The following is a 21,748-nucleotide window of genomic DNA, read 5'->3' on the forward strand; positions in this document are numbered from 1 at the left end:
GAGGACGGTGCAGGAAGTTGTGCGGGATCACGTGATGGCGGGGCAAGCTCAGGTTCGCCCAAGACTAGCTCTAAGGACGCTCGCGCCTGAAACCCTGCTTGCAAACCACCCACAGCGTAGGAAGCAGACACTAGTCGGTGCCCGAAACTCGTACCCGCAATGAGGAAGGGGATCAGATCAGCTGCGGGCATCCAGCCAGCAGAAATCAACGCCGTGCCCGCAACACCTAGCAGCACCATCACCGTCATCGGCCGGTTGAGCTGAAGGCTCATCGCCTTCGCATTAATCGTTGACAGCTGCCACGTGCTTAAAAACGACCGCATATCATTAAGAGTGCGTGGAAGATTAACAGTGGCATTATCGCCAAACACCCGCGCCACATTCTGCCCAGCAATAAACCGCTGCGCATCACCCGACAACGTTGCATTAAAGCGCAGCATCTGCTGTAGCCGAGGCTTGTCGCTGGTAGCCATGCGCACCATCACCACTACATAAGTGATCACCGGCACCAACAACACCACACCCAAACGCCACTCGATGGTGAATAAATACACGCACATCCCCACCGGCGTGACCACCGCAGCCACCAAGTCTGGGACCGCATGCGTGACTAAATAGTGCAACGACCCCACATCATCCTGCACCACCTTCTTCACATCGGCAGCTTGACGACGCCGAAACCACCCCAGCGGCACACGCGTCAGCTTGCGCAACACACGGGCACGCAACGCCGCACTAAAACGCACATCATGAACGTGCAACGCCAGCACCAACAGTGATGTTCCCAACGCACCGATAGCCATAATCACCGCAGCAATCACCGCTAATGACAGCAATTCATCAAGCTGCGCGCCAGCAACAACTCTCCGGGCAAGCTCAGCAAACAACACCAGTGGTGCAATCTCAAGCAAGGACAACAGCCCTTGGGCAACACCACCTGCAATCAGCGCGAGGCGCGCCGGGCGTAAAACGTTGATAGCTTTCGGTTTTGGGGTGGGTGCTACTGGGCGTGCTGGTTGCGGGCTGTGGGTAGCACCAGCCTGCGGGCTTGGGGTAGTGCTGTGGGTATTGCGTGGGGTATTTGGTGGGGTTGAGTCGGGCTGTGGTGCTTCGGATTCCAGTTCAATTTCCACTTGTTTGCCCATAGCTTTGCCGTGCACCCAATAGGCTTGGGTATACATTGTGCCCTTGTTTTGCCCATGATCAATCTGTAAAGCCTGGCGCACAAGGCGGGTGGCTGTTGTTTCTGCAGCGACCCACGTACGCCAGCCATGATAGTCGCCCGCACTGAGGGCGTTGAGGAGTGCGCGGGAATCCTCGCGAGTGGGAATCCACGCAATCTCCACATCGGGGTGCGTAGGGAAGGGGAGGTTACGATCCTGTTCGTGGAAAAGCTCCATGAGCACCTTAATTGGGGTGCCGGAAGGAAGGCTGGCAATAATTGAGGAAATTGCCGGCCACGATGCGGCATCGCCAACAAGGAGGTAGCCAGCAGGGGGTGGATCAGAAGGGATAAAACCTTGGCTGCCGTAGCGTTGAAAGACAATCTCCTCACCGACCTGGGCTGTGATAGCCCACTGGGATGCAGGTCCGGCGGGGTCGTGAATGAGGAAGGCGATGGAAAATTCGCCGGTATCGGAGTTTGATTCTAAAAAGGTGTAGCCGCGCTGGTGGAGGGTGCTTTTCCCGAAAGGGTCGGGAAACCAGCCGCGTACCCAGGCGCTGGGTGATTCCCCCTGTGGGTCGAGGAGGTCGGGGGAGTGAAAATCAACTCGTTTGACGTGCGGGGCAATCCACGATGTGCCGGTGACCGTGGCTCGATGTTCTTTCGCCCCTAGGGCACGCAGTACTGCTCCTTGAAAACCTTTACTCATGCTTGTTATCCCCTTTGTTTAATTGTGGTGGTTGTGGGAGGAAAAGTAGGTGTGTTTTCTTTTGTGCTGTGGGTTGGTGGCCAACCGTGTGGGTAGGAGGAAGGTCGGCAGGATGCAGGGGTGGGGAAAAGTAGTAGTCATGCCCAGTGAGTTTAGGCTAGACTACCCTAAAAAACAATGCCGATTTTGTGGGGAATCATGCCGAAAAAAGCAAGCACCGACACCGAAATTATGCACTTTGACCTCGTTACTCCTTTCGACACAGGCGAAGAAAACGACGAGGAAAAAACTGCCACACCACGCAAAAAACTAGCCCGCTTTGCGCGCCGTCGGAAGAAAGAACACTCCTATCCCAAGCAGCGAACCATCGCCTGGCCAGTGGTCATTGCCTCCACGGGGGCAGTCGCCTTAGCCTCAGCACTCGTGGTCATGATGGGAGCATTCAGCATGCTCAACCATGGGGTGACTATTGCGCTATCCGGATCGGCAGAAAACATGAACCAGTCCACACAGGCAGGTACAGCACACACAGGGGAGAAAAAGCAGCACTCAACGGGCACGCTTAATGCTGCGGATGTTCAAGAAATCCTCCAGTCCATGCTTGATCCAGAAGCCCAAGACCACGTAGTGGCAGTGGGTCTTGAAGGTGGCGAAGCCGCAGTGCCAACGGTGCGCGAAGTTGGCAAAGTGCTGGATAAATACAAGTTGGTATACAAATGGCGAGTCACCGATGGTTCGGTTGTTGTCAGCAGAGAAATTATGAAAGCGACCCTGACCCTCACCTTGGCGGGGATGGGAAGCAAGGAGCAACCCGTGAACTTTATTCGCGAGCACGGGCAGTGGAAACTCAGCAACACCAGCGTGTGTGAGCTTGCCGAAATGGCACAAACCACCTGTACCGTCAGCCCCTCATAGTAAAGAGGCGGGCAAGGAAAACAGCCGGTGGTGTGTTGAGCATTTCAAGAAAAACACCACAGCTAGGACGCAAACACCCGTGTGAGAACGAGGAAAAACCAGTGCTCACACGGGTGTTTTTCTACTAGTTATCCGTCTCGGTTGCAGCAAGAAGTTCGCGAAGTTTCTTCCGATCCAATTTGCCCACACTCGTGGTGGGCAAGTTGGTGCGAATAACAAGCGCATCGGGCGCTTTAAAGGCTGCTAGTCCGGCATCGATGACGAACGTGCGTAGCTCAGCCAGCGTAAGAGTGTGTCCTTGTGTCGGGATCACTGCAGCGACGATGCGTTCGCCGAGGAGGTCGTCGGCGAGCCCAACCAGCCCCACATCGTAGATTCCCGGGTGGGAAAGCAGTACATCTTCCACTTCCGAGCAGGTGACATTCTCCCCGGCGCGAATAATCACATCTTTGAATCGTCCACTGACAACCATGTGTCCGTCTTTGGTGCGGTGGACGCGGTCGCCGGTGCGGTAGTAGCCTTCCGCGGTGAAGGCGTGGCGGTTGTGTTCGGCTGCGCGGTAGTATCCGGCGATGGTGTAGGGGCCGCGGGTGAGGAGTTCGCCGTCGGTGCCACATGCAACGTCGTTGTCGTTGTGGTCGACGATGCGGATTTCGTCATGTGTGCACATGGGTGCACCTTGGGTGGTGCAGACGCGTTCGCGGTCGGTGTCTTCAGGGTCGGTGAAGCAGAGGAGTCCTTCGGCCATGCCGAATACTTGTTGGAGGCTGTGGTTGAAGGCGGCGTCGATGCTGCGTGCGGTTTCGGGGGCGAGTCGCGCCCCGCCGACTTGGAGGGTGCGTAGGCTGCTGAGGTCGGCTTTTTCCCAGGCTGTGGCGGCGGTCCATAGTTGTGCGAGTGCGGGCACGAGGGAGGTGATGGTGACGTGATGGGTCTCGATGAGGCGGAAGCAGGATTCGGGGCTGGGGTTGGTGGTGCACACAACGGTTCCGCCTGCTTGGAAGATTCCTAGCGCGCCGGGGCTGGAGAGTGGGAAGTTGTGGGAAAGGGGTAGTACTGCTAGGTAAACGTCGCCGGGTTGGAGTTTGGTGGCAGCTGAGGCGCTGGTGACGTTGAGTCGGTAGTCCTGGTGGGTGCGGGCGATGAGTTTGGGAAGCCCGGTGGTTCCGCCGGATACTAGCATCAGTGCGGGGAGGCCGGGATCGGGGGTTGGTGCGCTGAGTTGTCCGGCTGCGTACGCCTTGGCGTGGGTGAGTACTGGCTGGTGGTTGTGGCTTGCTTCGTCGAGGAGGCGGTTGCACAAGTCCACGGTGGTGTGGTGGATGAGGCAGTGCGTCTGTGCGAGCGTGTTGATGTCGGTGGGGTTTAGCAGGCTGTCGTCGGTGTAGAGCTGGGTGGGTGTTCCGGTGGTGATGAAGTGTGTGAGTTCGCGTTGTCCGTGTGCGGGGATGGCCATGATGGGCACGACGCCGGCGCGCAAGCATCCGAGGAAAGCAGTGAGGGTGGCTGCGCTGTTGGGTAGGTGGAGAATGATGCGGTCGCCGCTGGTGGTTCCGGTGGACGTGAGGTGGTGTGCGAATTGGTCTGCGGCGTGGCAGAGCGTGCGGTAGGTGATGTGGCGTTCGCCGTCGATGATGGCGAGTTTTTCTGGTGTGCGCTGGGCTTGGGCGAAGGCGAGGTCGCTTAAGGGGTGGGTGTCATACAGGTGTGTGTAGGCGCTGGTTTGGTGTGCTGGCCGGGGGATGAATCCTGTGGTCAGGTCGTTGAGTGCGTTGTGCTGTGCGTTGTGTGGGGTGTGTGTGGTCATGGTGTGTGGGTCCTTGCCGTGGTGTGCTGAATGTGGGTTTTATGCGCTGTGTTGGTTGAGGAAGTCGATGACGGCGCTGTTGAAGGCGTGGGGTTGTTCGAGGTATCCGTAGTGCCCAGCGTTGGGGATGGTGATCATTGTGCAGCCGGGGATGGTGGCGGCGGTGTCGGCGACTTGGGCAGGCGGGATGACGCTGTCGTCGCCGTAGGCGATGGCCAGTGTGGGTGCGGTGATGGTGGCGTAGGTGGCATGTTGGTGCGATCCATGCGTGTCGACGCCGTGGTCAAGGTTGTTTTGTGCGCGTGCGCCGGATGTGGGTGCGGTGAGGGAAAAAGTGAGGAGATCGAGCCAGTCGCGTGCGGCACGCGGGTTGGCGAGTGTGGCGGGGGAGAGGTTGCGTACTGCTTCCATGGCTGCGAGAAACTCGCGGTGCTGGGGAATCAGGAGTTCGTAGACGTCTGCGGCATGTCGGCTCATGGACATTTGGATAGCGGTGAGGTCACCATGAGCGGCTGCGGCCACGACACCTAAAACTTTGTCGGGGTGTGCTGCGGCGAAGTGTAAGGCGATGCGGGCGCCGAGGGAGGTGCCCACCACGAAGGCGCGACCACCGTGATCAGTGATGATGTGTGCGAGGTCGTCGACAAGCATGTCAATGCTCAGTGGTCCGGTGTGGTTGGCGGTAGCCCCTGTGCCACGGGTGTCGTAGGTTAAGACGCGGTAGCCGGCGGCTGTCAGTGCGGGGACTTGGTGGGGGTGCCAGACGCGCCCAGGGCTGCCACGGCCCATGACCAGCACGACAAGGGGGCCAGTGCCTTCGATGTGGATGGCGAATTGCTCACTCGATGGGGGCATTGGTTGTTCCTTTCTTACAACAAACTCTGTACAAGTTAGGTTAGCCTACCGTAAACTGTGGCTCGTTTAGTAGCTTTTGTTATTCTCCCCACCGCAACACAGGGAACACACAGGCGGTAGGGGAGGCAACGTATCAGTGACCATGAGAGAGGTTGGAAAACTATGCAGCGCACGCCACTGTCGATCGTTCATCAAGCAGTGATCGAACAGCTAGGGCTTTCAGCAGACACCCACATCAGGCCCGAAGACGATCTGATCACATTTGGCCTCGACTCCATTCGCATGATGACAATCGCCGGGCGCTGGCGCAGCCAAGGGCTCGACATCGGATTCGCCGACCTCGTCGCCACCCCCACACTCAGGCACTGGGCACAACTGATGCACGACGCTCAAACCGCCAACCAAACACACAGCGCAGACGAAACCGCGACCGCACACACAAGCACCGATACCGCAAGCACCGCTTCTAACAATGCGCCCACGAGCGCAGATCGAAATGACGACCATGAGCCATTCCCCCTTGCACCAATGCAACACGCCTACTGGATCGGGGGTCTGGACGGCTACGACACCGGGGATGGGCCCACACTCGGTGGGGTCAGCGCCCACCTTTATGTTGAACTTGACGGACCAGCGCAAGATCCCGCACAGATCGACACCGCCGTCGAAAAGCTCGTGCGACGCCACGCAATGCTACGCACCATCCTCACCGGGGATGGACGCCAGCAAGTACTCGCCGACGTACCCGAAGGAATTGTCAAACATCAAGACCTACGCGAAGCAGACGCCGACACCCGCGACACAGTGCTCGCACGCACCCGCGAAAACGGCACCCACCAGCGCCTAAGCCAAGATTTCGGGCGGATGATCGATGTGGTCTACACCCTCTTGCCTAACAACCGCGCCCGCCTGCACCTCGACGTGGACATGATCGCCGCCGATGCCATGAGCTACCGCATCATCGTCGACGAACTAGCCGGATACCTCGACGGCGACGAACAACACCCCCTGCGCTACCGCTACAAGGACTACCTCGCACACCCCAGTGCTGCCAACCCACCGCACCGCGAACGCGACCAAGCATGGTGGCGCGACAAAGCCAGCGACATGCCAGGCGCACCAGAACTACCACTCGTCGACTCCGCCGCCGTCGCCCGCGCACGCAGCGCAACCCGCCGCAACTTCTTCATCGACCACGACCAACGCGAAGCACTCTACGCCCACGCCCGCGCAGCTGGTGTAACCCCCGCAATGGCGCTGGCAGCCGCCTTCGCCGAAGCAATCGGAGCCTTCGCCACAAGCCCGAAATTCCTGCTCAACCTGCCACTATTTAACCGGGAACAAGTCGATGATGAAGTCAACGACATCGTCGGCGACTTCAGCTCCTCCATTCTCATCGACGTTGACCTCAGCACAGCAGGAAGCATCTATGAGCGCGTGAAAGATATCAGCGCCCGCTTCACCAGCAACGTCGCCCACCACAGCTACGGCGCACTCAATGTTCTGCGCGATATCGGGCATGCCAGGGCCACAACTGTGCTTGCACCAGTCGTCTACACCAGCGCAGTCAACCTCGGTGAACTGTTCTCCGCCCGCGCTAGGGCACGCTTCGGCGACCCAGTGTGGATCATCTCCCAGGGCCCGCAAGTACTTCTCGATGCCCAAGTCACCGAACTTGATGGGGGATTGCTGCTCAACTGGGATCTGCGCGAAGAAGCATTCCGCCCCGGAATCATCGATGCCATGTTCGCCGCCTACACCCGAAACGTCAGCGCACTCGTAGAGGGCGAACACACATGGTCTCAGCCCTTCCCGCCCGCCGCAGATGAGGCAGACCTTCAAGCCCGCAAATCCCAAGAAACAACACTGGACGTCAGCGGAGCAAAACTACACGATCGCCTGTTTGTCCACGCCGAAAACACGCCAGAAGCACTCGCGATGGTATCCATCGACGCTGAGCCCAACGGGGCACTTTCAACCCGCAGCTGGACCTACCGCCAACTCGTCGACGAAGCACTCGCCATCGCAGCGACGCTTATCGACGCCGGGGTGCAACCAGGCGATCGCGTCATCGTCGGCATGCCCAAAGGCTGCGACCAAGTCACAGCCGTGGTCGGTACACTCGCTGCCGCAGCCATCTACGTGCCCGTCAACCCTGAGCACCCGCTCGCACGACGCCAAGCTATTGCCACCCAATCTGGGGCGAAAGTCATCCTCGGCACAGACGCATCCATTGAGGAATTCGCAGATGAACACTTCCCGCCGTTTATCAATATCAACGATGCTCGCAGCCACCACACCCCACTTTCTTCCCCCGTGGATTCAAGCGCGGAAGACGTTGCCTACCTGCTGTTTACCTCCGGATCCACCGGCGAACCCAAAGGTGTGGAAATACCCCACCGTGCAGCGATGAACACCCTCGATGGTCTTAATGCCATCATGGGAACAGGGCCTGAGGATTCCATGTTCGCGCTCTCCGCGCTCGAATTCGACATCTCCGTCCAAGACATGTTCTCCATGTTCGCCGCCGGCGGAACCGTTGTCGTCCCCGATGCCACCGTGCGCACCAACCCTGACCAGTGGGCAAAGGCCATCACACTGTGTGGGGTCACCCACCTGTGCGTTGCGCCCTCACTGCTCGACATGCTGCTATCAACCGATCACTCCTTTGATCTGAGCAGCCTACGCACCGTCATGTCCGGCGGGGACTGGGTGCCCGTCGACTTGCCCGAACGGCTGAAAAAACGCGCACCCGAATGCCGTTTCTTCGGGCTCGGTGGCACCACCGAAACTGGGGTTCACTCCACCATTTGCGAAGTCACAGAGATCAACCCCGAATGGAAAGTCGTCCCCTATGGTGTGCCCCTGCCTAATATGCACTGCCGAATCGTCGACGCCATCGGCCGCGACCGGCCCACCGGAGTTATTGGCCAACTACTCATCGGCGGGCCCGGAGTGGGCTGCGGCTACCGCGGACTCAGCGACGAACGCGCCCACCGATTCTTTGAAGAAAACGGAACCCGATGGTTCGCAACCGGTGACCTTGCACGCTACCTACCCGACGGAACCATGGAATTCATCGGGCGCATGGACCACCAAGTCCAACTACGTGGCTACCGCGTCGAACTCGGCGAAGTCGAAGCCTGCCTGCGTCAACACCCACAGGTACACCGTGCGGTTGCCCACGTGATCAACGATCCCGGCGCACACCTTGTTGCCGCCGTCGGGCTCATTGAGGATCCACACACCCCAGCACCCACGCAGGAAGAGCTCATCGCCTGGTGCCAGCAACTTTTGCCAAGCTATATGGTGCCCGAATTCATTGCCATTGCCAATGCGCTTCCGGTGACCATCAACGGCAAACTGGATCGTCGCGGATCCCATGCGCTGATCGAAGAGCACAAGAAAAACCACCAAGCATCAGCGGTGCCGACCGACGCAGGGCATGTGGAACCACAGGTGGTCGAGCTCGTGGCACAAGTACTCGCTGACAGTGCAAGGATCAGCACACTTGACCCCGACGCCGACTTCTTCGCTAGTGGAGGCGACTCCGTCACCGCCATTCGCGCAGTAGGTGCAGTCCGTGACATGTTCGCCCAACCCCAACTAGGCATCACAGAACTGTTCAGTCACCGCAGCGCACGTGGCCTTGCCGCCGCGATCGTGCGGCTCGACCCTTATCCCGGCTACTCCGCACAAGTAGCAGACATCGCCGCCGAAGTCGCCGCCATGGGGGAGGACGAACTCAAAGCCCACCTAGACACCACCACCTCATAGGCGCAACACCTACCAATGGTTGCAACCTGCACTACAAACCCTTGACCATCTACGTGATCGAAAGCTGACCATGAGCATTCACATCCCCACCGAATTCGACATCATCGGCGTAGGCTTCGGCCCTTCAAACCTGGCCTTAGCCACTGCCATTACGGAATACAATCACAAGCATCCCGATTCGCCCATCAGCGCCTGCTTCCTAGAAAAACGCGAATCTTTCGATTGGCACCCCGGCATGATGCTGCCCGATGCCCAAATGCAGATTTCCTGGCTGAAAGATCTCGCCACATTCCGCAACCCCCAAAGCCAGTTCACCTTCATTAACTATCTTTTTGATCGCGGACGACTGGTGGACTTCGTCAACATGAAAACCTTCTTCCCCTCCCGCCAGGAATTCCGCGACTACCTGCGCTGGGCGGCAAAGCGCGTGGATTCCACCGTCCGCTACGGCACAGAGGTGACAAGCATCAGCCTTGACCCCACTCATGCAACAGTGCAGATCAACGATGCAAACGAATGCAATGAATCAACGACTCTGCATGCACCCGTGGTGGTTTTCGCCCCTGGGCTTCGCCCAGTTCTGCCCGAAGGCATTAAAGAAAGCCCGCGCATTTTCCACAACATCCACATCCTCGATCGACTAGAACTCATCGATCCGCACAGCATTCGCGAAGTTGTGGTCGTCGGGTCTGGACAGTCCGCGGCCGAAGTACTCCTCTATATCCATGCCACCATGCCTCAGGCACACGTCCATGGAGTATTCGGACGCTACGGCATAAGCCCTTCGGATGACACCCCCTTTGCCAACCGAGTCTTCGATCCTTCGGCTGTCGACGACTGGTTCGCCGCTGACCCAGCAGAACGCGCACGCCAAATGTCCTACCACCGCCAAACCAACTATTCGGCGGTCGATGCAGAACTCATCGAAGAACTTTTCGGCATAGAATACGGCGAAAAAGTCACAGGTAACCCCCGCTTGCACTTGCATAGAACAACCCGTCTGACACATTGCGCAGAAAATGCTGATGGCGTGCAGATCCAGCTACGCAACACCATGACAGGGGAAGAAACAACCATGCACCCCGACCTCGTTATTTTCGCCACAGGCTTCGAAGAAACCCCCATCGGGGATCTCATCGAACCAGCAAGCACCGCGGTAATTACCACAGATCACCTCAACGTCGGCCGCGACTACCGCCTCCCGACCACTACCACCGTGGGCGTGTACCTCAACGGTGGGGTGGAACGCACCCACGGTCTTTCTTCGTCACTTCTCTCCAACGTGGCGATCAGAGCAGCCGACATCTTGGACTCCATCATCGAACACCGCACCACACAACACCCCACACACCAACACGAGCAGCAGCAGGAAACGCAGGACGCCAGCGAGCACAGCCACCAGCACGATTATGCGCACGAGCCTGCTGTATCCCTGTGAGAAAGGCACACACTTCATGACCACACACACCACGTGCACCCCAACACTGCAGATTAGCAACCTGCACAAAAGCTACGGCGACTTCCATGTTCTGCGCGGGGTTGACCTCCACGTCGCACCGGGGACGATTCATGGACTATTGGGGCCGAATGGGTCCGGCAAGACCACTTTGGTTTCTATCGTGTCCACGCTGTTATCACCAGATTCAGGTTCGGTTACAGTGTGTGGCAAGGATGTGGTCCATGATGCCGGTGGGGTTCGCCAGCTCATTTCGCTTACCGGCCAGTATGCGTCGGTGGATACCCACTTGACCGGCCGAGAGAATCTAGAATTTTTTGGACGCCTTCGGGGGCTTGGCAAAGTGCAGGCGCGAGAGCGGGCGCAGGAATTGCTGGAAGATTTTAGCCTCACTGAGGCGGCAGCACGCAGGGCTGGGGACTATTCCGGTGGCATGCGCCGCCGGTTAGATATTGCCTGCAGTTTGGTCACCGAGCCTGCGCTGATCATTTTGGACGAACCCACCACAGGATTGGACCCGCGTAGCCGCCGCGAGGTGTGGCATTTGCTTCGCGGATTGCGCGATCGAGGCATCACCATTTTGTTAACGAGCCAGTATTTGGATGAAGTTGATGTCTTAAGTGATTACATCACGGTGATCAAAAAAGGCAGTGTGATCGCAACGGGAACGGCCGATGAACTCAAGCAACGCTCCGGCCCCAGCGTATGTGAGGTGCGACCTGCTGACCCCGATGAATTGGTTACCGTTGTGGAGATTGTGCAAAAGGCGGGCTGGCAGGAGGTAAGTATCGATGAAGATCACTCCTGCGTTGTGCTTCCTGCCCCTGATCCGGCGCGAGTGCTTCCTGAGGTCATTGCTGCTGTTGAGGCTGCAGGTGTGGTGGTGACTGATATTGGGATTCGCCGGCCTTCCTTGGACGATGTGTTCTTAGCCTTGGTGGCAGAAAATGCCCCAGAGGTGGTGAATCAATGAGCAGTGCAGGAAAGTTTAGAGCGCTCGTTGGGCAGTCGGCGCGGGATGCTGCCCGCAACGGCACGTACCGGAGTGCCCTGATTTTGCCAGTGTTGTTTTTCTTGTGCTTTTATACCCCGTTGCGTAAAACCGTTCCTGAGGATGGCTACGCCACATATGTGTTGCCCTTGGTTGCGGTGCAGGCGGTGATTTTTGTTGCCATTGCGGCGGCGGGCATGGCTGCTGAAGTCTCGGCAGTGGGGATGGGGCAACGGTTGCGTTCGTTGCCTATGCCGGCGTGGTTGCCGGTGGCTGCGCGTGCAACGGTGAGTATGAGTGTAGCGTTCACATCAATGTGTGCTGCGGTTCTGGTGGCGGTGATTTTCGGGTTCCGCCCAGAGCTCGCTCATGCGGGGAAGTTGATCGTAGCTGTGGTGCTGGTGGTTGTGTTGGGGGTGGCGTTGTCGATGCTTTCTGATGCGTTGGGTACGCGGGTGGCTAGGGTCGATAGTGTGCAGCAGGCGATGCTTGTGCCCCAGATGCTGTTGGTGATGCTTTCTACTGGTTTGGTGCCGGAGTCGGCTTTTCCTGAGTGGGTGCAAGGTTTTGTGCGCAATCAGCCGGTGTCAGTGCTCAGTGATGCGCTTCGGGAATTGATTTCCGGCCGCAACGGTGGGGGTGCTGCGTGGGTGTGGGTTGGGGTGTTGTTTGTTGCTGGCGCAGTATGCGCAACGTTTGCTTCGAGGAGAAGGTCATGAGTTATTCAGGTTCGACGACGCGTACAGAGGTTTCCGGTTCGAGCGGTTGGTTGGTGGCTTGGGCGCATGCGCGGCGTTTGTTGCGTTCCTGGGTGCGGCAACCTGGAATGGTGGTGCAAACTGCACTGTTGCCGTTGGGGTTGTTGTTTACGCTTGATTTGACGTTGGGGGATACGGCCACGGCGTTGCGGGGTGGGCAGGATCAGCTTCCTTCTACTGTTGCGTTGGCTATGGTTATTTCTGCTGCTTATGGTTCGTTGAGTGCAGCGATTAGTTGTGATGAGGAGCGTCGCGATGGGTTGTTGGCGCGTTTTTGGGTGCTGCCGACTGCGCGTTGGGCTGTGGTTGCGGGTCGTCTTCTCGCGGAGGTTGTGCGCACACTAGTAGGTGCGATCATTGTGTTAAGCGCTGGGGTGCTTTTGGGAGTGGGGGTGGATTCGCCTAGAAGTTTCTTGTTGGCAATGCTGGTGGGCCCGTTGTTTGTGGTGGGTTTTGCGCCTGTTGCTTATGTGGTGTCGTTGCGGGCTGGGGGTCGCGCGGGGGTGGAGAATCTGACGGGGTTGGTGATGTTGATGATGTTTTTCAACCCCGGTTTGGTTCCGGTGTCAGCCTATCCTTCGTGGCTGCACAGTTTTGTTGAGTATCAGCCGTTGTCGGTGGCTGTTGCTACTGCGCGGGCATGGATTGAGGGGGATTTTACGACCCATTACGCGTGGTGGTTGTTTGGGTGGGTGCTGTGTGGTGTTGTCGTTTTAGGTCCCGTTATGGTGCGGGCTTTGCGTGATGCCACGACCCAGACGTCCTAAACTGGCGACCGTCGTGTGGTTTAAACCGGCAGCTTTTGTGTGGGCTGTGAGCGTTTCGACGTCGCTATTTACGCCTACGTCTCGCGCAGCGTAGGAGAGTTTCAGGAACCTACGCTGGGAGGAGCGGTAATCTAAGCCCCCAATCATTCACGAGTGATTGGGGGCTAGTTTTGTGTGACCACGCAGGTAGGTCAGTTGCTGTGATCTGTGATGTTGTATGTGATTTTCGTGCAGGTGTGAGGATGCGCGAAATACGATGAGGGTGTTTAGCGCACTTTTTTCAACAGTGGTTTGATGCGGTCGAGGGCGAAGGGGATGCTCAATACCGTGGGCACATTTAAGGCGGTGCCGGTGGCAAGATCAATGAACTGCACTTGACTTTTGCGTACAGCGCTTAATTCAGGGAAGCCTGGGATTGCTTCAAATGTTTCACGGAGTTTCGATTCCTGCAGAATAATGATCAAAACGTCGGACTCAAGTTCCGTAATGTCGGCTACCGGGATTTCAAAACGGCCGCTACCGCCTGCGCGTGCGACTTGGTTTTCTGGGAAAGACATGCCGAAATCGAGGAAGATTTCACTCGCACCATCTGACGGGTCGGCCTGAACGCCGATAGAGGTCTCTTTGTAGAAGTACACCATCGACAGTTTTTTGCCCTGCAGATTTTTCAGCGTGGCGGCATCCTCGGCAAGCCTGCCTTCAAGATCGGAGATCACACGCTCGGCTACTTCCGGCACCCGCAAGATCTGACCCAAAAGTGTCAGCGGATCCTGCCAGCGGCCAATTTGCGCAGTACTTACATCGGGGATGGTGGGGGCAATCGCGGCGAAACTCTCATAGGTCTGAGTATCGGCGGCAAACCCTGGGGCGATAATCAGATCAGGTTCTAGGCGACGAACCTGATCGACAACTTCACTCTCGCCGATCACGATTTCAGTAGCGCCTTCCAATTGGCCGTGAGTCCAGGGTGCTAAACCACCGCCAGCGGCGTGCACACTATCGAAAAAGCCCACAGGTTTGCCACCTAAGGTCAGCAGCGCATCTGTCCACTGATTGCCTAAGGTAACAACGCGTTGGGGGACACCGGTGATGGTGGTATCACCCATCGAATGGTGAATAAGAACCGTCCCAGTATCACCAGCAGGTGCACTGGTGGCGCAACCGGCAAGCATCCCTAGGCCCACAAGCCCTGCGGCGGATAAAAACCCGCGGCGACTCAGCTCCCGCGAACCCCAAGGCGTAGCACTCATGGGCTTACCACCAATCGCTTGGGATTAACCACAGGGGAATCTGCTTCGCTGCGGCACAACACCAGCAGGTTAAACGTGCGATTCGGAAACTCGTGAATACCGCAATCCACAGCGCCAGCCTTCAATGCCGTGGTGCGGGCAGCAGTGTTGCGGTGATCTGGATCAAACACGATCCGGCAACACTGCGGATAGTCTAAAGCTAGTTGGCTAAAGAAATGCGCCAGGGTTGCTCGCGCATGCCCTTGGCCGCTGTGTGCGGGGTCGCCAAAACCGATGTGGATGCCGATATCGTCCGGGCGGGCGTCGTAGGTTGCGCCAATAACATCACGCCCAGGGCGGTAGAGCTCAATGTAGGCGGCTGGGGCGCCGTCGATACGCAAGAGCAGCGGGAGGGAATAAGTGCCCGCATTTTGGGCGGCAATGCGTGACCGCCACCATTCCTCACTTTCGGGAAACTCCCACGTTGCCGCAAGATGCGGGCGGTTCATCCACTCTGCTACAAGCGCTGCTTCAGGCGAGTCTTCGGCGATTCGCTCACAGGAGTACGGCGGGGCTAGGACGGGGATGGGAGGGGCGCCGGCATCGATGAATTCTTTCGGCACATCAAGGACCTCACGGGGGAGGGAAGGGGTGGTATTAATTTCGCTTATCATGATAACTTTCCACTCAGGGTCTTGACGAAGGTTAGCCTAGCCTACATTAATGGAAGGTATGGATTCGCAACACATAAGCAACGAGCAACTTCGTCACAAGCTACTGGCACAACGCGTCAAAGCACTACGCACACAAGCAGAAGAAAACACCCAAAAACCCACCTCAACACGGCTAAACCCAGCAGTTGAACGCATGTGGCAGGAGCAACAACGCAACCTCGAAGCAACTCACCTCAATGTTGGGGTAGTCTTTCGCCTCGACACCGATCTCGATGGGGAAAAACTCACGCAAGCAGTCCATGCAGTAGCAAAAGTACACCCAGCACTGCACAGCACCTACCATCTCGATGAACAGGGAAACCTCACCGTCCACACCGATACCAGCCTCCTTCCGCTGGTCGAAGAACACACTCTTGCCGAACATCCAGACCCCGATGCGCGCACACGCCGTCGCGAAGTGCTCGCACGCAGGCTATCGGATACCCCCTTCGACCTCAGCACTGAAGCGCCCCTGCGCGTCATGCTCATCCACGGCGGCGACGAGCACGGCTGCGATCTTGTCCTATGCGCACACCACATCGCTTGGGATGATGATGCGTGGACGGTCTTCCTCACCGATCTCGCCACCGCCTACGATCACGGCGCAGACTCCCTCAGTGCGGCAGGGATGCGGCCTGACATGCTGTTTGTTCCCGCCGGGCGTAGCGCAACCGAGGAATACAGTAAGAGTGCGCACACGCATTGGCGCAGCCGACTTGTACCCCTGCCTGAACCGCTGGAACTGCCCGGATCAACAAATGCGGCAGCGCACCCGCGCGATGCTCGCGAATTCCATCTCCCCATCACCGTCGCGGTGTTGGACAACCTTGATCGTCTTGCACAATCGGCGCAGACATCGCGCTTCCAAACATTCCTTGCACTGTGGGGGTATGTGCTTTCCCGCTACACGGGCAGCGGCGACATGGTGTTGGCATGCCCGATTATCGACCCAGCCGGTGCCGGCCAACACGGTGCGATCGGCTATCGCGGGACTGTGCTGCCGGTGCGGGTGACGGTTAATGAGGATGTGACCTGCGCGGAGTTCGTTCGCAGCGTCGCGGCGGACTTTATCGCCGATCTTGCGCATGGCGAAGGCGGTTTGGAGAGCATTATCGCGCACGTGGTGGAGTCAGGATCAGCGAATGTCGTCAAGGCCCGTGAGGTACTCACGGTGGGTGCGTCGACGCGCGGGGACCTGCGCCGTTGTCCAATGCCAGGCCACGCGCAGCTGATTGCGACATACACTGCAAGCGCCAATGCTGACTTGCTTGTCGACGCCGTGCTCGCCGATGAGGGTGATGCACCAGCTGTGATTCTTCGCTACCGCTCCAGCGTCATCAGTGACGTAGCTGTTGAAAATCTTGCATGCTCCTTAGTTCACGTTCTCACTAGCGCACGCGCACAGGATGTACTCGGTGCGGTAGATGTACTGACCCAAAAACACCATGACACCCTCACCGCATACGAGTTCGGCCCGCAACAACCGGTTGAGGAGACGACGCTACCGGAAAAGATTGAACATGCACTCAGCCGGTGGCCGGAAACGATTGCCGTGATTTCCGAACAACAGCATGTCACCTACACACAGTTTGGGCAGCTTACGCGTCGACTTGCCCGCGAACTTCTCAACCAAGGTGTGCAAACAGGGGACTTGGTGGCCGCCGTGTATTGCTCATCGGCAGACTTTTTCGCCGCTGCAACCGCCATCATGATGGTCGGCGGGGTATACGTTCCACTCGACCCGGCTGTACCTGACGATCGTTTGTCCTATCTCATCAACGACAGCAATCCCGCGCTCATTCTCACCGATAGCATCCTTGAACAGCGCATTATCGCGTGCGCCGATGGTCGAACAGTGATGGTTCGTGAGCAGATCATCGCAGGAACCATCAGCGAGGAGGCAGAGGATGCTGCTGCGCCGATTCGTGATGAAGAACGAACCCGCCCGCTACTCCCCGAAGATCCCGCCTATGTTATCTACACCTCCGGCTCCACCGGTTTGCCTAAGGGCGTTGTGGTGCCACACCGCGCGGTGGTGGACTATCTCGTATGGCTCGACCGCGACCACGACATTACTGGGGAACGGCTACTCCAAGTAGCATCGCCGTCCTTCGACGTGAGCATTGGCGAGTTCTTTGGAACACTTACCAACGGCGCCACGCTCATAGTTCCCCAGCGTGAAGGATTAAAAGATATTGCATACCTGACCGGTCTGATTCACCAGCATCAGGTCACCTCCTTACACGCAGTTCCATCGCTGCTAGCCGCACTACTCATGACACCGGTAGTGGCGTCGTGGACAAGTGTGCGTCGACTCCCCGTCGGTGGCGAGGCATTCCCTGCTGAGGTCGCCCGCAAACTACTAGCCACCATTGATGTGGAATTGTTTAACTTCTACGGGCCCACGGAAACAACACTGGCGGCAATGCGCCACCGAGTGGACGGTTCGCAAACCTCCGGCACACTGCCAATTGGCCGCCCCATGGGCAATACCACCATCATGCTCTTGGACGAACGTCTACGCCGAGTACCGGTTGGGGCACCAGGCCAAATTTTCATCGGTGGCCCTCAACTAGCTATCGGCTATTTAAATCGTCCCGAGGCAACCCACCAGGCGTTTATGCCTCATCCTTTCAATGCCGGTGAACGCGTGTATGCCACAGGCGATTTAGGGCGCTGGGACGCACACGGGGACATGGAATTTTTAGGCAGGATGGATGAACAGGTAAAAATCCGTGGCCTTCGAGTTGAACTCGGTGAAATCTCAGCCGCACTCCGAGCTATCCCCGGTGTAGCGCAAGCAGCAGCAGGAGTCGTCGAACATCCGCAACGCGGCACAGTCCCCGTGGCCTGGCTGGTGGCAGAACCTGGCGCAGATCAAGATTCTGATCGCGTGCGACACGCCGTCGCCATGCAACTGCCGGACTATATGGTTCCAGTCGCTTATGTATGGGTGGATGAAATTCCGCTGATGGTCAGCGGTAAAATCGACCGCGCCCGCCTGCCACAACCAGATCTCGATCGGATCACCGTGGGTCGGCCACCGCAGGGGGAGACAGAAATCTACGTCGCCGGGGTGTTTGCTGACGTGTTGGGGCGCGAGGGTGTAGAAGACGCCAACGCATCATTTTTCGACCTCGGCGGACATTCGCTGCTTGCAACCCGCTTGATTAGCCGAATCCGCAGGGAAACAGGCGTGAATGTTCCCGTGAAAGTGGCTTTTGAAAACCCCACAATCGACGGCCTCGCCCAGTGGATCGACAACCACCGCACCACCGCGCGCCGGGAAGATGCGTTGGAGAATGCGCTGGAAAAGGAAGAAAGCCACGAGCTTTCGCTTCCGGAACGTGCGCCGTTGTCGGCAGCGCAGCGCAGGTTGTGGTTCTTGCACAGTTCTGGAGTGGCGGATTCCAGCTACGCTATCCCGCTGAGTGTTGATCTTCGAGGTCCAGTGGATCTTTCGGTGTTGGCATTGGCGTTGCGGGATGTGATTGCCCGCCACGAGTCGCTGCGTACCCGCTACCCGCTTGGTGATGATGGGCAGCCGTGGCTGGAGGTGCTAGACCCGCCGTCTGCTGATGAAGTACTGCGCTATATTAATGCCCGTAGCTGGGACGATGCGGCTGTAGAGCAAGCCATAGCGGAAGAATCTGCCAGGGAGTTTGATCTCGCAGCCACCGCACCGATCGCCGCCACGGTGTTTGAGCGGGGCGAGGATGAATGGCTGTTGCTTGTGGTGGTGCACCACATCTGTGTTGATGAGTGGTCGGTGCAGGTGATTTGGCGTGATCTTTCTGCTGCCTATGAGCACCGGTTGGTTCATCCTGATTCGGCGACGCCGCTACCTCGTGGTCGTGATTACCGTGAGGTGATTGCGCGTGTGGCGCAGCCGGATGAGGCAGCGATTGATTTTTGGCGGCAGCAGCTGGCTGGGGTGGATGCGTCGGTTCCGGTTTTTGCTGATCGCGGAAGAAGCGCGTCTCCTGATCAGCGGGGTGCGACCGTGTCGTGGTCTATTTCGGCGGAGGTTCGCGATGCGCTGCTTGCCACCGCACAGGAAGTCGGCGCAACCGGTTTCATGGTCTTAGCCTGCGCACTATCGACCTTGCTGCGCGATCATGGGGCGGGCGCAGATGTGACCGTCGGTGCCCCAGTGTCGGGTCGACGTCACCTCGATTCGCAAGATTGCGTGGGGTTGTTTGTGAACACGATTGTGTTGCGTATTGATATGTCTGATCCGATGTCGTTCCGTCAGCGTTTGCAGCACATGGCTGGTATCGCCACCGCAGCCTATGAGCATGATTACGTGCCGTATGAGACGATCGTCGATGTTGCACAGGTAGCGCGCTCGCCGTTGTACCAGCCACTGTTCCAAGCTTTTGTGGATCTGCACCCGCGTCAACCAGAGAGTTTCGCGCTGAGCGAGAATATCGAGGTGATCCCGCGTGAGCATCACGATACGTCTGCGAAATTCGATTTGCTACTCGACGCCCGCGATACGCGTGCGGGTTGGCAGGGTACGTTGAACTATGCGAAGTCTTTGTACGATGAAGAAACAGCCGCAACGCTGGTGCGCCGACTGGTGCTGTTGTTGGAAACGTGGGCGTATGATCCGGATCTCCGAGATGACCAGCGCAGCGTGTTCAGTGCGCAAGAATTGGCTGAGATTGAGCGCTTTAGTCAAGGCGAGTTACTTGAATATGCTCCCGATTCGGTGTGTGAGATGCTTGTGAACTGTGAGCATCCCCGCACGCGTCCTGTGAGCCCGGCGGTGACATGTCGGGGCGAGACGACTGATTGTGCGTCGGTGCATGCGCGGGCAACCGCGATTGCTGTACATTTGCGAAATTCAGGTATTGGCCCAGGTAGCTGCGTGGCTGTGGCTACGGATCGAGGCGTGGATGCTGTGGCAGCGCTTGTTGCTGTGATGGATCTAGGCGCTGCGTATCTTCCTCTTGATTTGCGCTTGCCTGAGCAGCGTTTGCGCCAAATTATCGATGATGCGAATCCTGATGTGATTGTCGGGTATGAGCGGGCGAACACGATCGTTGGCGGGCTGAGTGCTGCGACAACGCTGCTGATTAATCTGTCGGATCCTGACGTGGCTGCTGCGCTAGATTGGGCGAACCCAACGGGGGCTGTGCGGCTTCGCGACGTCGTTGATGCACCACTGCCGGCAGCTACAGATCCGGCGTATATCGTCTATACCTCAGGTTCCACGGGCCGCCCGAAAGGTGTGGTGGGGCCGCAACGTGCGTTGGCGGCGAGGGTGAGTTGGCAGCCTGTCGATTACCCAGTTTCTGATCCTGATGTGCGGCTTGCTCAAGGGGCATTGTCGTTCTTGGATGGGGTGATCGAGGTGATTGCCGGTGTACTTGCTGGTGCGCAGTTGGTGATGGCTGATGATGCACAAATGGTGGATGTGGAAGCTATTGCCAAGTTGCTGGAGGAGTATCCGATTCGTCAGGTGACTGCGGTTGCTGGTGTGTCGGCGCTGTTGTGCCGGCTTGCCCCGCAGGCGGTGGCGCGGGTTGAGCGTTGGGTGTGCAGTGGTGAGCCATTGACCCAAGATGTGCTTGATCTGATTCAGCAAACTGCGCCGAATACGCAGGTGGTTAACGCCTATGGCACGACTGAGTCGGCTGGTTCGATTGTGCGCACCACCTTAGAGCCTGGGGTTTTGGTGTTGGGTCGCCCTGTGCGTGGCACGCAGATTCGGCTGTGTGACGACTTCGGTCGCCTCGTGCCGATTGGTGTGGTCGGGGAGCTAGTGGTCACTGGCCCGCAGGTGGCGCAAGGCTATTTGCGCAGGCCGGAGCTAACGAGCGAGAAGTTTAGCTGGGAGGGGACACACCGGATGTATCGGACGGGGGATCGTGGGTTCTGGAGCGCACAAGGCGAGATTCGTTTTGTGGGGCGTATAGATCACCAGGTGAAGATTCGAGGCCAGCGTGTGGAGTTGGGCGAGGTAGATGCGGCGATGCGTACCCTTGCAGGTGTGGAGGCTGCGGCCGCGAGAGTGGCAACCACTGATCAGGGGACGGGAATTTACGGCTATGTGGTTCTTGCGAAAGATCATGACTGGGATGAGCTTGCGGCACTAGCGCAGTTGCGCCAGATTTTGCCGTCGGCTGCGGTTCCGGTGTCACTGACTGTGATTCAAGTTTTGCCGACCACCCAGTCGGGCAAGATTGACCGGCGTGCGCTTCCTGAGCCGAAGACTTCCGCACGTGAGGTGTCGGGTCTGATGCCACGCACTCCTACGGAGAAGATTGTGGCGCAGCAGATGGCTGCGGTGTTGGGCCGTGAGAGCGATTCGCTGGGCTGCGATGATGATTTCTTTGACGCGGGCGGCGATAGTATCGCGGTGTTGCGCCTGCTCAACGCGATTCGCTCGCAGGTGGGTGTAGCCCCGTATGCGTTGAATGTGCAAGACGTGTTTGCTTCCCCAACGATTGCCACGTTGGCGGCAGAGATTGATCGTGTGAAAGCTCAGCAGCCAGAACAGGTTGAATCTGTTGAGGTGGCAGAAAGTGCACCGATGTCGGCTTCGGGTCTTGCTGCTGATGAGCTTGATGCGATTCTCAACGAGTTTGGGAGGTAGAT

At 58.0% G+C, this 21,748-nt stretch carries 11 protein-coding genes and 1 pseudogene; 7 read left to right on the top strand and 5 right to left on the bottom strand.

The window, feature by feature from the left end; genetic code table 11:
• Positions 1–173: 173 nt before the first annotated feature.
• Positions 174–1,874 (bottom strand): annotated as a pseudogene (locus CFELI_RS05405) (SIP domain-containing protein); the annotation flags it as partial.
• Positions 1,875–2,051: 177 nt separating this feature from the next.
• Here CFELI_RS05405 and CFELI_RS05410 point away from each other — a divergent pair.
• Positions 2,052–2,789, top strand: coding sequence for an MTB12 C-terminal domain-containing protein (locus CFELI_RS05410; protein WP_277105432.1), 738 nt, complete (start codon positions 2,052–2,054; stop codon positions 2,787–2,789).
• A 124-nt stretch (positions 2,790–2,913) separates the two neighbouring features.
• Here CFELI_RS05410 and CFELI_RS05415 read toward each other — a convergent pair whose 3' ends face one another.
• Both CFELI_RS05415 and CFELI_RS05420 read right to left on the bottom strand, forming a co-directional pair.
• Entirely contained in the window at positions 2,914–4,596 is a 1,683-nt protein-coding gene (locus tag CFELI_RS05415) for a (2,3-dihydroxybenzoyl)adenylate synthase (RefSeq protein ID WP_277105431.1), read from the bottom strand.
• 39 nt (positions 4,597–4,635) lie between these two features.
• Positions 4,636–5,451, bottom strand: coding sequence for an alpha/beta fold hydrolase (locus CFELI_RS05420; RefSeq protein ID WP_277105430.1), 816 nt, complete (start codon positions 5,449–5,451; stop codon positions 4,636–4,638).
• A 162-nt stretch (positions 5,452–5,613) separates the two neighbouring features.
• On the opposite strand from CFELI_RS05420, the gene CFELI_RS05425 reads away from it, so the two are divergent.
• From CFELI_RS05425 to CFELI_RS05445, 5 genes are all read left to right on the top strand, one after another.
• On the top strand, positions 5,614–9,228 hold the full coding sequence (locus CFELI_RS05425) for a non-ribosomal peptide synthetase (protein ID WP_277105429.1): 3,615 nt from the start codon (positions 5,614–5,616) through the stop codon (positions 9,226–9,228).
• A gap of 70 nt (positions 9,229–9,298) precedes the next feature.
• Positions 9,299–10,666: a lysine N(6)-hydroxylase/L-ornithine N(5)-oxygenase family protein gene (locus tag CFELI_RS05430; protein ID WP_277105428.1), complete on the top strand. Its 1,368-nt coding sequence runs from the start codon at positions 9,299–9,301 to the stop codon at positions 10,664–10,666.
• A 16-nt stretch (positions 10,667–10,682) separates the two neighbouring features.
• Positions 10,683–11,657 carry an ATP-binding cassette domain-containing protein gene (locus tag CFELI_RS05435; RefSeq protein ID WP_277105427.1) on the top strand — a complete coding sequence of 325 codons (975 nt, stop codon included), beginning with the start codon at positions 10,683–10,685 and terminating at the stop codon, positions 11,655–11,657.
• Positions 11,654–12,394, top strand: a complete 741-nt coding sequence (locus CFELI_RS05440; protein ID WP_277105426.1) for an ABC transporter permease — start codon at positions 11,654–11,656, stop codon at positions 12,392–12,394. Before CFELI_RS05435 ends, CFELI_RS05440 begins: the two co-directional genes overlap by 4 nt.
• Entirely contained in the window at positions 12,391–13,200 is an 810-nt protein-coding gene (locus CFELI_RS05445) for an ABC transporter permease (protein ID WP_277105425.1), read from the top strand. Before CFELI_RS05440 ends, CFELI_RS05445 begins: the two co-directional genes overlap by 4 nt.
• A 266-nt stretch (positions 13,201–13,466) precedes the next feature.
• Here CFELI_RS05445 and CFELI_RS05450 read toward each other — a convergent pair whose 3' ends face one another.
• Both CFELI_RS05450 and CFELI_RS05455 read right to left on the bottom strand, forming a co-directional pair.
• Positions 13,467–14,450: an ABC transporter substrate-binding protein gene (locus tag CFELI_RS05450; RefSeq protein WP_277105424.1), complete on the bottom strand. Its 984-nt coding sequence runs from the start codon at positions 14,448–14,450 to the stop codon at positions 13,467–13,469.
• Positions 14,447–15,103: a GNAT family N-acetyltransferase gene (locus CFELI_RS05455; RefSeq protein ID WP_277105423.1), complete on the bottom strand. Its 657-nt coding sequence runs from the start codon at positions 15,101–15,103 to the stop codon at positions 14,447–14,449. The genes CFELI_RS05450 and CFELI_RS05455 overlap by 4 nt, the downstream gene beginning before the upstream one ends.
• 58 nt (positions 15,104–15,161) lie before the next feature.
• Between CFELI_RS05455 and CFELI_RS05460 the strand changes: the two genes are divergently transcribed.
• A complete protein-coding gene (locus CFELI_RS05460) occupies positions 15,162–21,746 on the top strand; it encodes a non-ribosomal peptide synthetase (RefSeq protein WP_277105422.1) in 6,585 nt (2,194 codons plus the stop codon).
• Positions 21,747–21,748 lie beyond the last annotated feature (2 nt).

Origin of the sequence: Corynebacterium felinum (assembly GCF_030408755.1) — a bacterium.
GTDB classification, from domain to species: Bacteria; Actinomycetota; Actinomycetes; order Mycobacteriales; family Mycobacteriaceae; genus Corynebacterium; species Corynebacterium felinum.